Annotated in this window: 14 protein-coding genes and 1 pseudogene; 2 read left to right on the forward strand and 13 right to left on the reverse strand. The window is 66.4% G+C overall.

Annotated features, from left to right (window positions below; genetic code table 11):
* Positions 1–1,069: 1,069 nt before the first annotated feature.
* The 13 genes and pseudogenes from G6N58_RS31385 to G6N58_RS02185 form a co-directional block, all read right to left on the reverse strand.
* Positions 1,070–1,423 (reverse strand): annotated as a pseudogene (locus G6N58_RS31385) (WXG100-like domain-containing protein); the annotation flags it as partial.
* Between the two features lie 49 nt (positions 1,424–1,472).
* Complete coding sequence (locus G6N58_RS02130) at positions 1,473–1,772, reverse strand: WXG100 family type VII secretion target (RefSeq protein WP_115279920.1); 300 nt, start codon at positions 1,770–1,772, stop codon at positions 1,473–1,475.
* Positions 1,773–1,775: 3 nt separating this feature from the next.
* On the reverse strand, positions 1,776–2,243 hold the full coding sequence (locus tag G6N58_RS02135) for a YbaB/EbfC family nucleoid-associated protein (protein WP_115279919.1): 468 nt from the start codon (positions 2,241–2,243) through the stop codon (positions 1,776–1,778).
* Positions 2,244–2,333: 90 nt separating this feature from the next.
* Entirely contained in the window at positions 2,334–3,122 is a 789-nt protein-coding gene (locus G6N58_RS02140) for an ESX secretion-associated protein EspG (protein WP_147289388.1), read from the reverse strand.
* Complete coding sequence (locus G6N58_RS02145) at positions 3,122–5,383, reverse strand: HEAT repeat domain-containing protein (RefSeq protein ID WP_147289387.1); 2,262 nt, start codon at positions 5,381–5,383, stop codon at positions 3,122–3,124. The genes G6N58_RS02140 and G6N58_RS02145 overlap by 1 nt, the downstream gene beginning before the upstream one ends.
* Positions 5,384–5,482: 99 nt before the next feature.
* The gene (locus tag G6N58_RS02150; RefSeq protein WP_147289386.1) at positions 5,483–5,812 is read right to left on the reverse strand and encodes a hypothetical protein; all 330 of its coding nucleotides are present in this window, start codon (positions 5,810–5,812) and stop codon (positions 5,483–5,485) included.
* A 78-nt stretch (positions 5,813–5,890) separates the two neighbouring features.
* Positions 5,891–6,178: a hypothetical protein gene (locus G6N58_RS02155; protein WP_115279915.1), complete on the reverse strand. Its 288-nt coding sequence runs from the start codon at positions 6,176–6,178 to the stop codon at positions 5,891–5,893.
* Positions 6,179–6,193: 15 nt separating this feature from the next.
* Entirely contained in the window at positions 6,194–6,463 is a 270-nt protein-coding gene (locus tag G6N58_RS02160; protein WP_163907838.1) for a WXG100 family type VII secretion target, read from the reverse strand.
* A gap of 56 nt (positions 6,464–6,519) precedes the next feature.
* Complete coding sequence (locus G6N58_RS02165) at positions 6,520–7,344, reverse strand: ESX secretion-associated protein EspG (protein ID WP_115279913.1); 825 nt, start codon at positions 7,342–7,344, stop codon at positions 6,520–6,522.
* A complete protein-coding gene (locus tag G6N58_RS02170) occupies positions 7,341–8,429 on the reverse strand; it encodes a PPE domain-containing protein (RefSeq protein ID WP_115279912.1) in 1,089 nt (362 codons plus the stop codon). The genes G6N58_RS02165 and G6N58_RS02170 overlap by 4 nt, the downstream gene beginning before the upstream one ends.
* A 73-nt stretch (positions 8,430–8,502) precedes the next feature.
* Entirely contained in the window at positions 8,503–8,799 is a 297-nt protein-coding gene (locus G6N58_RS02175) for a PE domain-containing protein (protein ID WP_115279911.1), read from the reverse strand.
* 11 nt (positions 8,800–8,810) lie between these two features.
* Positions 8,811–10,064, reverse strand: a complete 1,254-nt coding sequence (locus G6N58_RS02180; protein ID WP_147289385.1) for a WXG100 family type VII secretion target — start codon at positions 10,062–10,064, stop codon at positions 8,811–8,813.
* Between the two features lie 15 nt (positions 10,065–10,079).
* A complete protein-coding gene (locus G6N58_RS02185; RefSeq protein ID WP_115279909.1) occupies positions 10,080–10,358 on the reverse strand; it encodes a hypothetical protein in 279 nt (92 codons plus the stop codon).
* A 191-nt stretch (positions 10,359–10,549) separates the two neighbouring features.
* Between G6N58_RS02185 and eccA the strand changes: the two genes are divergently transcribed.
* A complete protein-coding gene (gene eccA / locus G6N58_RS02190) occupies positions 10,550–12,361 on the forward strand; it encodes a type VII secretion AAA-ATPase EccA (protein WP_115281880.1) in 1,812 nt (603 codons plus the stop codon).
* Between the two features lie 33 nt (positions 12,362–12,394).
* A complete protein-coding gene (locus G6N58_RS02195) occupies positions 12,395–13,378 on the forward strand; it encodes a MinD/ParA family ATP-binding protein (RefSeq protein WP_115279908.1) in 984 nt (327 codons plus the stop codon).
* Positions 13,379–13,384: the final 6 nt, after the last annotated feature.

Raw genomic sequence — 13,384 nt, forward strand, 5'->3', positions numbered from 1 at the left:
GCGAAGAATGGACGCCGCGCTCGTCCGTGTGCTGCGATGACGAATTCGATTGAAAACCAGACTGTTGAGCCTGGGCACCACTGGACTCCTGCTGAGACGCCGACTGGTCGGCACGCCCGCTTCCCTCGGCCGTTTGCGGATTGCTCGGCGCGCCCGTCTGGCTGCCCGGCGACGGCTGCGAGCCGGGCCGTTGCTGACCTTCGCCACCGCCATGCACCGTAGACGGGTTGTCGCGGGTCTGGGGTGTATCGGCAGGCGGAGGTGTGCTCGTCGAACCGTCCGCTGTCGCTGAGGGCGAATTGGCAGGGTTGTTGGTGCCGAGTTGGTCGTAGCGCGGGGGCGACCCGCTGGGATCGTCCTTGGCATACGGAGGCGGTACGTCGGAGGGGTCGGATTCACCAGAAACCTTGGCCTCCGGCCCCTTGCCGTCTGGACCCTTGCCATCGGAATCGAAGGCATGGCTCTTGCCCGCGTCCGGATCGATCGGAGCATTCTCCGCGGCGGAGTTCTTTCCGCCGTGCGAGCTCTCGATGCCGCCCGAGACCGCGCCCAGGGCTCCGCCGGCGAAGATCTCGCCGGCATCCAGGTTGCCACCCACGGCCACGGCGCCGACGGTGCCGGCCACGACTTCAGCTCCGTAGGAAGCCCCGGCACCTGCGGCGGCGTTACCGATTCCGCTGCCGCCGTGTTTGCCACCCAACGCTCCGAACGCCGGGCCGTGAAACGCCCCGGCCGCCGCCCCACCCGCAGCTGCGCCCTTGGCCGCGTCACCGACGTCGTCCCAGTCGATCTCGTCCTTGTGCCCCTGGTCGATCTGGTACTTCTGGATGGACAAGTTGATGATGAGCTCTTCGGCGATCTCCTGCGCACTCTGTGTCGCAACCTGACCGAGCAGACGGGACACGGCGGTCTTGGTCAGGGCCTCGATCACCTTGCGCACCAACGCGCGCATCAATTGACTGAACAGCATGCGGATAGCCGCCAAGGTGAGCACCTCGATGACGGGTATCCACGCCAGAGAGCCACCGAATGTCCACGGCGCCATCGCGATCGCGTACAAGATCTCCGCTGCCGCCATGGCCAATCCAACCAGGATCTCGATTTTGGAGGCCTCTATCTGGGTGCCGGCCGCACGCGCCGTCTCGCCCAGCGCCTCCATCGCTTCGACCAGCTTGTCCACCGAGTATTCCCCGTCGAAGAGCTTGGCGAACTCCTCCTCGGCGGTGGCGGCGGTCTCCCCCGTGATGACCGACATGGTTGCGCTGCGGACTCGGTTCAAATCGGGAATCAGGTCCGACATCTCCGAGGCCGAGGCCTTCCAGTGCTCACCGATGCGCCACAGACCGTCCTCATCGCCCTGAGGCCACTTGCTGCCTGCGAGGTATGAGATCCACTGCAGTGAGGGAGGAATGTCGATGGACATGACGATTCAGGCGCCCTCGGACCACGATTGCGCCGACGGGACCGCGCAGCTAGATGTCATCCGTCTGCTCGAGGGTGTTCGCGCCGGTTCGCAGGCCCTCGGAGTACTGGTCGAGCAACTGAGCCTTGACATCCACCGACCCTTCCACCCAGTCCCGCTGCGATTCGTACCCGTTGTTGTTGTCGCCGTGGCGAAATTTGCGGCCGCTGTCGTCATCACCCCACGGCGCCCCTTCAGCGGCCAAATTGAGTGACAGCCGGGACATCACCCCCTTCATCCGGGAGCTCACATCCGCGAGATCATCGGCTGTGGAGCGCAACTCGTCAGGTCGGACACCGAATTCCGGCATCGATCAACTCTTGATCGTGGGAAAGGACGAACCGTCATCGCCCGAGTGGTCGGTCGACTTCGGTTGCGATTGGGGCGATTCACCCATTGCACGCACCGCAGCCAACGCCTCGCGGAACCCCGGTAGATCGATGACGTTGCCTGCAATGTCCGACACAGCCTTACGTCGCTCGTTCATCGGTGCCAGCAGGGCCTCGGAGCGTTGATCCATCTGACGGGCCGCCGCCTGTGCTGCATTGGTCACGTGCGAACCGAGTTCGGCGAGATCGTGATCATCCAGATATGCCTCGTCCACGACGGTCTTCACGACCGTCCGCGCTGCGTTCAGGGTCACCTCGACCATGCCGTCGGCGGCAGTGGCCGTCGCCGTCATCACCGATCTCTTCTGTTGGATGTCGGACAGGTCCCGCATCTGTTCCTGCACCAGGGCCAGCACCTGACCGAACTCATTCCGCATCGAATCGTTGTCCACGTCCAGCCTTCCGGGTCTGTCTGCAATCGGTTCTCAACTCTTCAAACGCGTGTGCAGAGAGGATCGTTCGCGCGTCGACGCGAGGCGTTGTCATTCTCCGCGGTTCTCGCGCAGCGTCTCGATGTCGTCGGCAATCAGTGCGTCGATGCGCTCGCACAGGAGAGCGACGGTCAGGGGAATGCCGCCACTGTGGTCAGGCACGCCCAGATAATCACCGTCGTCTCTGATCCGCATCCAGGTGAGCGACTCCTTGCCGGGGTCGATGCCCCACTCTCCAGGGGGTCGCCAGGTGCTCTGCACCTTTCCATAGGCCGACATCCTGGATGCCGACACCTCGACCCCGGACGTTGCGAACACCTCATGGCGCACCACGACGTGGTCGTTGTTCATGAACGCCGTTGGCGCGGTTGCGTACTCCGGAATGGTTATACGCCGATGACGTCCGGGCTGCTCGAGGCACACGGCGTTCGCGACGGCCGCACCCAACTCGAACGGGGAGACCGCGTACACATCGGCGAGGTCGGCCTCGGCCCGTTGCTGCAGCAGGTATCCTGCTTGACCGGTGCGAAAGGCCAGGACGCGAATACTCGGGGTGTCTGCGGGGATGTACTGGACATGCCCGGCGACGGTGACATCCGCACGCGCCCATGCCTCCAGGCACCGGGCATAGGGGCCCAGGTCACCCGAGTGCAGACGTTCCGGCAACTGCGCTGCGTACCCGGCCATCTCGTCGACGAATTCGAAACGGGTGGGCCGCGTCAGCATGAACGGATACGGCAGAGAGTCGCTGCCGTGACGTTGGTTGATGAGCAGCAGGTCGAGCAGGTCCAGCGACCCGATCTCGCGTCGCGCCGCCGCCACGGGTACTGCATTACCCATCAGGTGTCCACGCTCCATCCGGGTGTATCTACGTCGCCGCCGTCCCCGATGACCGAGACCACAGCGTCAGGTTGACCGATCAGATCCTGCCCGTGCTGGCTGCCGCGAAGCGCTTTGTTGCCCTTGTGATCTTTGCCCTCGCCACCCTTGCCGCCGCTTCCGGGGCCGCCGCCACCCATCGGGGCTCCACCGGCGCCGGATCCCGACTGCGTTGGGTCCGCCATCGCGTTGGAGGCAAAGGGGTGCGCGGGGGTGGCGAAGTTGGCCGCGACCGGTGCGCCGGCGCCTGCCAGGTTCAGCTTGCCCGGTCCGGCGGCGCCACCACCCCCGCTTCCGGCCCCCGACCCGGGTCCGCCGGCTCGGTCGGCCGGCCCGCCGATGGGGCCGTCGCCCCCCACTCCGCCACCGAATCCGCCGGGTTGTGGGTTGGCCCCCTGTTGGGCGGTCTGCACGATCTGATTGACGCCATCGAATACCGCTCCGATCAGGCCGCCGAGACCGTCGGACCCGCCGCCGGTCGCGGACAGGCCGGGAACTGCGCTGGCGTTGTTCAGTCCGGGTTGGCTCAGCAGACTACGGTGGGGGTCCGCCGCTTTCGTTCCGTCCGCGGGGTCGAACTCCGGCGGTACCCTCCCGTCCAGGGCACCGGAGTCTTTGAGGCCCTTGGTGATATCACCCACCTGGGGATCGTCGAGCAACTGTTGGGCGGCCTTCGCGGTCTGGGGATCACCGAACAAGGCCTTGGCCGCGTCGGCTGCCTCGGGATCGCCGAACAGGGTCGCGGCTGCGTCGAGCGCTTTCGGATCGCCCAGCAGACCCTCGGCTCGGTCCCCGAAGAGGGTTTTCGCCGCCTCGGCGAGCTTGGGATCCCCGAAGATCTTCTTGGCCGCCTCCGCCGTCTTCGGGTCGTCGAAGAGCTTCTTCGCCGCGTCGACCGACTTCGGGTCGTCGAGAACCTTCGACGGGTCGAAGGTGGGGCGCGAACCGGGAGCTCCCCCCGGTATCGACGGATCGTCGATACCATCGAGATCAGGTGGCCGCGGTGCATTCGCCCCGAGACCGGGCATGGACGGAGGGCCGCCACCGGGCGTGTCGGTGTCGGTGGGCGATCCGCTGCCGGGCCCATCCCCGGTTTCCGAAGGCGGCTTCGGGAGTTCGAGTTTCGGCGGGTTGAACGATTGCCCGGGTGTGTTCTCGCCACCGGACGCTCCCCCCGTGGGTGATCCACCACCACCCGATCCGCCGGTGGGCTCGTTGGCGCTCAGATTGGGCGGCGAGAAAGGCGGCGGCGTGAACGGAGGGGGCGAACCCTTGCTCCCGCCGCCATTGTTACCGCCACCTTCATTACCGCCACCGTTGTTGCCGCCACCGTGATTCCCGCCGCCCTCGTTACCGCCCCCGTAATTGTTGCCACCGCCGTTGTTGCCGCCCCCGTTGTTGTTGCCACCGTTGTTGTCGTCGCCGAATGCATCCCCGACCTCCGGGGTTTCCTCGGCATCCAACGCCGGCTGATGACTGGCGATGTCGTTGATCTGGGGTGAGTAGTAGTTCTTCATGACATCGCGGGCGAAGTTGTTGAAATACTGTTTGACGGTGTCGGTTTCGTTCGGGTAGTACGACAAGCAATCCTGATAGGTCTGCCACTGGTCGAGGATGTTGTGTTTGTTGGTCGACATGGTCTGCGAGTAGTACTCGCTCAGAACTCCCAGCGAGAACGCACCCTTGCGGAGTTCTTCGGGGACCGCGTAGGACTGCGTGAGGTTGGCCATCGCCGCATCGTGGGTTTTGCCCTTCCACCCGCCGTCGCTCTCCAAAGTCTCGAGACGGCTCTGCAGGTCCGACACGCCCTTGACGATCTGTTGCGCGACGCCGCGCAGGGTGTCGTTGTAACCGGGAGCGATGTTCTCTGACACATTCATCATGCGGTTGCGGATCGTCTCGTAATCCATGCCGTCGAAATTCTCCAGAACCACCGGCGCTGCCTGCACTCGTGCGTCGTTGCCGCTCAACTCGCCGAGGGTGGCATCCGGCTTGTTGTTGCCTCCGCCGTGACGCGGATCGCCGTTGTTGTCCTTGATCTTGCCGTCGACGTGGTCGCGCTTGTAGTCATCGAATGACTTGGCAGGTGGGGTCTTCTTGTCCCCTCCGGGATCCACCCAGCCTTCAGGAGCCACGAAGCCGGGCTCCCCGGGTGCCTTGCCGGGGTCCCAGTAATAGGTGTCAGTGCCAGGCCACTTTTCGCCATTCTTGGGGTGTGTCACAGGCATGAGGATTCCAATTCTGGAGGTGGGGACAATGGTGGACGGTTCGCCGGGAGCCCGTCTTTTGGGTCTGGACAAGCGGGCTGGCGCCCGCGGGGACTAACCCGAGTGGATGAGGCGCTTGCCTGCCTCTGTGACCGTGTCGGCGAAGGCATCGAGGTACTTGGTGTACTCGCCGATCACGCGCTTCAGGTCGTTGATGCCGTGCTGGAGGTTGGTTTTGGTCTGCAATGCCGACTGGAGGTCCCCCGGTTCGCCGTAACCGGGCAGCGCATTGATCTTCTTGAGTTGCTCGTTGAGGAGATCGCGGAGATCGTGAACGGCTTTGATGTAGGCATCGCGCACCTCCGTCGTGAGCTTGAGGTCCGGTTCCCCGTGTTTGGCCACGTCGGTGAGGCCGTTCATGCTGTCGAGCCAGTTGTTCTGCAACGCTTGACCTTTCCTGCGTGAGGGTGGCGGGGCCGTGGGGCCGGGACCTGTTCAGAGGTCCCGGCCCCACGCTTCGGGTCAGAATGACGCGGCGTTCGCCCTGTCCAGGGACTGCATCGCGTCCTGCTGATCCTGGGCCTGCTTCTGGGTGTTCACGGTGGTGTTCACCGCTTCGTCCAACATCTGATCGATCTTCTGGTGCGCGGCGCTCAGTGCAGCGGCGCCCTCACCCTCGTACACGCCCATCAACGTGGTGAAGATCGTGCCGATGTCCTGGCGCACTTCCTGGATGTTGTTCAGCATCCCGTTGATGTCGGTCAGCGAGCCGGCATTGGCGCCGAAGTTGTAGAGAATGTTTTCTGCCATGTTCGTCCCTGTCTCTTAGCCGTTGTCCATGTTCGCGACGGCTCGCAGATGCTCCGAGCCCTTCTCGACGGTGTGGTCGAGCGACCGGATGATGTCGTCGAACTCCTCACGCTGTGCGGCCGAGGTCTGCCGGTAGGTGGTGGCGCTGCTGCCCTGCCAGTTCGCCGAGAGCATCTGCTCCTGCGCGTCGCTGATCTGGTTCAGCTTCTGGACAGCCTGTGCGCGGGCCTCCTGGATCTGCTGGATTTTCGCCTCGGCCTCCGCCGGGGTGAGTGATACGGTCATGTATGGATCTTCCTTCCTGGTCATCTCTGAAAGTCATTGGCAACAAACAACTCTTCCTATATGGATCCGGCTACCCCCTCCCATCGGTGTCCAGAGAGTTCGGCGAGCTGGCTGATGGCCTGACCGAATACCTGATCGGTTCCCGGCTTGAGCGTCGACCACAGTTGCCCGGACGGTGACGTGCTGGGTACGGCCATCACGCGCCCTCGCGTCGTGTACAGGACGGCGACGGCTGCGGGCGCACGGACGGTCAGATCGTCGCCGTCGACCAACGCGTTGTAGACGATCTCGGCGAAGGCCCGGCGCGCTCCCAACGTGGCGCCCAGCAACGCCGCGGCACGTTGGGATGTACCCAACGCCCTGATCCGATCGGCAAGCACCAGTGGATCGTGGCTGACCGACAGTGCCTCGGACATCTCCGACAGCGGAGCACCGATCGGCTCGATCGCCGCCGGGCCGGATTTCGGCAGCTCGCCCAGCAGTGTTGCTGTCGAATCGGACAGCGTGACGTTACTGCCCAGCACCCGCACGTCGAGTTGCTCACCCAACCGCCGGGCGCCCACACACAGCGAACCCCGACGGACGACGCTGAAACGCCCGATTCCGTCCGGGGTCACCCACCGCATCATCAGCTCGCGGTCGGGCCGTTGCAGCGCACCGAACACCGTGGCGACCTCGGGCTCGACCACGCCGTCGGCGATGACACCGCGCCGGGTGAGGGTGTGGACAGCGCGGTTACGGGCGTCGTCGCGGGCCTGCACCGTCGCGTGGCGCGGCCGTAGCCCCAGCGGCATGCGGGATCCGGGTCCAGTGGTGCGTAGCGTCACTGCGCTGACTTCGTCTGCGGTGAAGGACCACATCTGCGTGACGATTCCGGTCATGCGCTGTTCTCCGATCCGCGTCCGATGACCGGCGGGGTGACCCAGTGCTCGGACACCTGCTCCAGAGTGGATTCCGGCGGTCCGGCGTGCTCCGGGACCTCAGGCTCGGACGGGACGACCAGGCTGTCGAACGCCGAACTGCCCCAACTCACCTTCGACACCAGCGTCGGCGCCTCGGCGGTCGCCGTGGTGGGCAGCCAGTTGGTGCCACCGTCGGCCAGGCCCGCCGCCCGCTCACCGCCGCCTGGCAGGGCGTCGGTGACCAGTGCCGGCTCGTGTTCGCGCGAATTGTCGCCGCGGGCCGCGCCTGCCGCCATCGGGCCGTACCCCCCCATGCCGCCCATGCCGGCTCCGGCGCCTCCCGAGGTGCCGTTTGCCGCTGCGGCCACCAAAGTCCGTTCCTGGCCGGTGATTTTCGCCTCCCTGACCTTGAAGGCTCCGAGCGGGGCCGGGGGTACCGCGACCCCGCCGCCGGTCCCGACTGCCCCCGTTCCGGTGTCCGCGGCGGCGCGCGTCTCGAGCTCGGCGGCGCGCGCCGATCCGCTGCTGACCTCAGGCGGGGGCGGCTGGTCCCACGGCTCGGCCAGGTCCGCGCAGGAGTCTTCGTAGGTCTGCATCACCGCGGCGGCGTTGGCCTGGTCGGCGTCGGCCGCCTCGTCGAACTCGGCGAACCGCCCGTTGAGGATGGCGCCGTTGTAGGCGGCCAGGGACGCCATCACATCACGCGTCGTCTGCAACTCCACGGCCTCGGAGACCGTCGGCATGGCCAGAACCGCGACGCTGTGCGCCACTGCGGCCTCCTCGGCTCGTTGCCCGTTGCCGGCCGCGCTGAGACTCATCGCCTGTAGCCAGTCGCCGAACTCATGGAGCCGACGGACCACCGCGTCGGCCCCACCGCTGGTGAACGCACCTGTCAGCTGGTCGGCCAGCTTCTGGTAGTCCTCGGCCACCGCGGCCAACTCGTTGGCGACACGCACCCAACTGGCGCCCGCCTGGCCCGCGGGAGTGGGACCGGGCCCCTCGGTCAGGTCGCGGGCGAGCTGCTCGGTGCTGCGAGATTCCCACGCAACGTTCGTGAATCCCATGTCCTGACCTCCTTCCTGGAGTGACCGGTGAGTGACGGGTGATGTGGTCGAACCGGGTGAGCAGAGCCGACGGTCAGACCGTGAAGCCCTGGTCGAGATGCGTGAGGTCGTCGGCCTGGGAGCGCAGCGTCGAGGCCGTCTCGCGCATCTCGGTGACACCGCTGCGGGCCGAGGTCTGGAACGACTCACCAACCGCATTCAGGGTGGTCGCGACCCGCTGTGACACCTCGTCACGCGCGCCCCGCTGCACCGCCAGGTTGGGCGTCTCGGTGTCCAACAGCTGTTCCACGCGGCCGGCCAGCGCATCCAGCTGCGCGGAGACCTCCGAGACCTCCGTGGGCTGCATCCGCAGAATGTTGTTGTCTGCCATGGTGTGTCCTCCTACCTGATCCGCAGTCCGAGCTGGGGACTGTCCAGTGGGTCCTTCTCACCGATCACCCGTGGGGCGACACTGCCCAGATCACCGACGATCTCGTTGCCTTGGTCCGAGGTGTGCAGATAGTCGGCCGCGGTGTGATCAGCGGCGCCCGCCTTGCCCTGATGGCCCATCGGACCCGCTCCACCCATCGGCGCGCCGGCTGCGCCGGCGCCAACGGGCTTCGCCTGCGCCGTGGTGGCAGCGTCGGCGGTCGCCACCGGAGCTGCCGCACCGGGCGTCCGGCCGGCCGGCGCTGCAGCCGTGACGGTGGCCGCCAGTCCGCCTCGGGCCGCACCCGCAGCCCCGCCGCCGGCGGCTCCACCGCTCGCGGTGCCCGAGGTCGGCGCCCTACCAGCCGAGGCAGCCGATGCGTCGGCCGGTGCGCCCGCGTCCGGTGCCGCGCTCGATGCCGAACCGATCGCCTGCATCACCGGTGACGCCGACGAGGACGCCATCTGCATCAACGGACCCAGCCCCTTCGCTCCCGACCCCAGGGCAGGCATCGCCGTGACATCAACCGGTGCACCGGCTGTTGTGACAGCGGCGGCCTCGGCACCGAGAGTTGCCTCGGTCTGCGCCATCACCGCGCTGGTGGACGTGACGGCCTCGGTCGCTGCGGCAATGGCCGCGGCGATGCCCCACGGGAAGATGATGTTCGGACCGATGGCGGCGATCTTCGCCCAGAACACGTTGATGATCTCGATGATTCGTGCCTGCGCGTCCTGCACCGCAGCTGTCGCCGTGGCGAGGCTCGAACGCAACGCCGCAGCCTGATCGGCCACCTGGGCCCCCTGCGCCAACGCGTCCCTGGTGGTGGCCTGCGCGGCGGTGGCCGCCTCACCCTGCCAGTCCTGCCCCAGGCTGGACAACGCCTGTTGCACCTGGTTTCCGGCGGACTCCAGGGCACCACCGATGCCGTCGAACGCTTGGCGTGGATCGGGTTGGCCCAGTTCCCCCGAGCCCAGGCTGCTGAGCGCCTCGGTGACCGGTTGGATCATCTGGGACAGACCAAAATCGTCCGACCCTGCGCCGGGGTGGTCCCCACCGCCGGGCACATCACCGCCGCGGGGCTGCGGCGGCGAACCGGCGGGACCACCGGACTGTGCCGGATCGGCGGGGTCGGCCGGCGCCTCCGGACGGAAGCGGGAAAGCAGCGCTCGCACCGGCTCGTTCAAGTAACCGTGCAGATCGGTGTACGCCGCATCCACGGATGCCATCGAAGTGGTCCCCGCTCAGCCGTTGTCCGCGGCGATGAACGAGTTCTTCGCCGTCTGCGTCGCCGCCGCGATCACGGCGTGCAGTTCTGCCACAGCCAACGTCGCGGCGAAGTTGTTCGCCTGGGCGGGACCGTAGGCAGCGATGAAGACCGCGCCGATAGGCCCCAGAGCCGCTGTGGCCGAAGCCAGATTCGCAGCATTGTCTGCCGAGCCCGCTGCCGCCACCGACTGCGCGGCGGCGGAGTTGGCGGCCGAAAACCCCTCGAGCCCTGAAGGTGTCACTGAGAGCGACATTCGACTTCCTCTCGGAAATGCCTGCCGAAGGCAACGTCGGGAACATCTACGGGATTGAAAACGGTCGCCGGTTCAAAAGCGTTCACGCGCTGTGTCGAGACATCGGATGAACGTTCGCGACGCTCGCCACGTTTGACAGGGAGACGGCGACGCCGCGACGGATGGACTGGCATGAAGGAGATGTGGACCCGATGAGTGGTGACAGCCGCGACGCCCAGCAGGTCTTCGACGCCGGGGTGTTGTCTCTGGGCATTCCCATCGAAGGTCTCGAGATCGAACGGGACCTGCAGTACGCGGCGTCAGCCTTCCGGCGCGCGACCGAGTACGACCCGGGCATGTGTGATGCCTGGCTGGGGCGCGCCACCTGCGGTGAGAACACCGCCGAGGTGCTCCACCACCTGAACTCATGCGCACACAACCTCGGCCGCGAGCAGCGGCGACTCGGCCTGCCGCCACGCTCCCTGGCGGGTCGGTTCGAAACCGGACTCTATCTCGACTATCCCCTCAGCTCGCTGCCGGAGATCCGAATCGGCTACGCCGCCAGCCTCATTCAGGGCAGAGACTACGGCGCCGCCGAAAAGATCCTCGACGATGCGAATGCTGCGGGCCGCTCGGCCGCCGATCCTTCGACCGACCAGATCCAGGCCTATGTTCGCGGGGTCCTGCACTTCACCACGCAGCGCTGGCCAGACGTGCTCACCGCACTGGCCGACTCGGCCAAGTACGACGATGACTACATCGCCGCCGGATGTCATCTCATGGTGGGGTCGGCGTGTGCACAGATGGGATTGTTCAGCGAAGGTATCCGCCGTCTCGATCAGGCAATCGACGGACCGATTCCCGCGGCGCGGCGTGCCGCGGAATTCTGCAAGGGCCTCACCCTGCGCGAGATGGGTGAAGAGTCCCAGGCGCGCCGCATCTTCGAGCGCATCTACAGCGAAGAGCCGGATTTCGCGGCCAACTACGCCGCCCTGCAGGATCCGAAGTTCCGGTTGGTGATCAGCACCAAGGAGTCCATCGAGTCCCGGCGGGACAAGTGGGATCCGGCGAGCGCCCCCACCAGTGCGGACGTCGACGCCGAGGAACACGCCGAGCGCAGCAATCAGCACCTGCGGGCGGCGCAGGAGGAGCTCGACCGGCAGGTCGGCCTCACGGACGTCAAGCTGCAGGTGGCCAAGTTGCGCTCCGGTGTCACGCTGGCCAAGTTGCGCCGGGACAAGGGGCTGAGCTCGTCGTCGAGCAGCCTGCACCTGGCCTTCACCGGCCCGCCGGGAACCGGAAAGACGACCATCGCGCGGATCGTCGCGCAAACCTATTGCGGTCTGGGCCTACTCGAATCCCTCAAGGTGGTCGAGGCCAAGCGGCAGGACTTCGTCGGACAGCATCTGGGCAGCACCGCCATCAAGACCACCGAACTCATCGACTCCGCGTTGGGCGGGGTGCTCTTCATCGACGAGGCCTACACCCTGATCCAGACCGGGTTGTCCGGAGGCGACGCCTTCGGCAAGGAAGCGGTGGACACCCTGCTGGCCCGCATGGAGAACGACCGCGACCGCCTGGTGGTCATCATTGCCGGCTACGACTTCGAGATCGACCGTTTCTTGGCGGCCAACGAGGGGCTCTCGTCGCGGTTCACCAAACGTATCCGTTTCCCCTCCTACACCCCGAACGAGCTGGGTGACATCGGCCGCCTGATCGCCAGTTCGCGGGACTCAGAGCTCTCCTCGGAGGCCTACGATGAGCTGGTCACGGCGTGCGCCGAACTGTACTCCGGGTCATCCGCCGACGGCGAGGGCAATGTGCGTAAGAACATCGACCTCGCCGGCAACGGTCGGTTCATCCGCAACGTGATCGAGGCCGCCGAGGAGGAACGCGCGTTCCGGCTCACCGAGAGTTACGGCATGGCACTGGACGAGATCGACGAGACCGCGCTGGTGCGCCTCGAACCCAGTGATGTCAAGGGCGCCCTGAGCAACATCCTGCAGACCCTCAACCTGCGCTAGCCGACCGTCCGACAGCACGAAAGTGGGCTTTTCATGACCGATCCGGACCATGCCGAGGTGTCTCCCCGGTTCACGACCAGCTTCACCGCCGGGAATCTGGGCTCTGTCGCCCCGCGTGCGGGGGACTCCCCGTCGGATACCGAGCTGGGGCTGCACCGCCCCGACCGACACCGGTCACCACACGGATGGCGTAGCGGTGTGCACCGGGCGCTGGGTGAGACCGTCAGCATCACCGACGACACCGGCAACAGTTCCGATCAGATTCCCTCTGCGGTTGCGTCACAGAGCATTTCCAGCATCGCGGTACTGTCCCTGAAAGGCGGGGTGGGAAAGACCACCACCACCGTGTGCCTGGGTTCCTCCATCGCGACCATGCGTGGTGACAGGGTGATCGCCGTCGATGCCAATCCTGATCTCGGGACGCTGGCCCAGCGTGGACCGGACCAGACTCGCTCGACCGTGCGGGACCTGTTGGCCAGCAGGACGATCACCCGCTACTCCGACGTCCGGCAACACACGTCGCAGAACTCCAGCCGACTGGAATTCCTGGGTTCCGCGCGTGATCCAGCGGTGTCGGAGGCCTTCTCGGAGACCGACTACCTCACCGTCCACGGCGTACTGGACCGGTTCTACAACGTGGTCCTGACCGACTGCGGCACCGGCCTGACCCACTCGGCCATCCAGGGCGTGCTGAACACCGCCACTGCGCTGGTGGTGATCGCCTCCCCGGCAATCGATTCCGCGCGCAGCGCCCTGGCCACCCTGGACTGGCTCGAACACCACGGTTTCGGCCACCTGGCGGGGCACACGAGCATCGTCATCAACTCACCGTGGGCCGGGGACACCTCGATCGACATCCCAGCGCTGAGCCGGTACCTGCGCAGCCGGGCGGACAACGTCGTTGTCGTGCCCTACGACGAGCACCTGGCCGAGGGCGGCGAGATCCGGCTCGAGCGGCTCAACCGCAAGACCCGGTCCGCCTATGCCGCACTGGCCGCGACGCTGCCGTCAACCTGACCCGAG

The sequence above is a fragment of the Mycolicibacterium tokaiense genome (assembly GCF_010725885.1).
GTDB lineage: Bacteria > Actinomycetota > Actinomycetes > Mycobacteriales > Mycobacteriaceae > Mycobacterium > Mycobacterium tokaiense.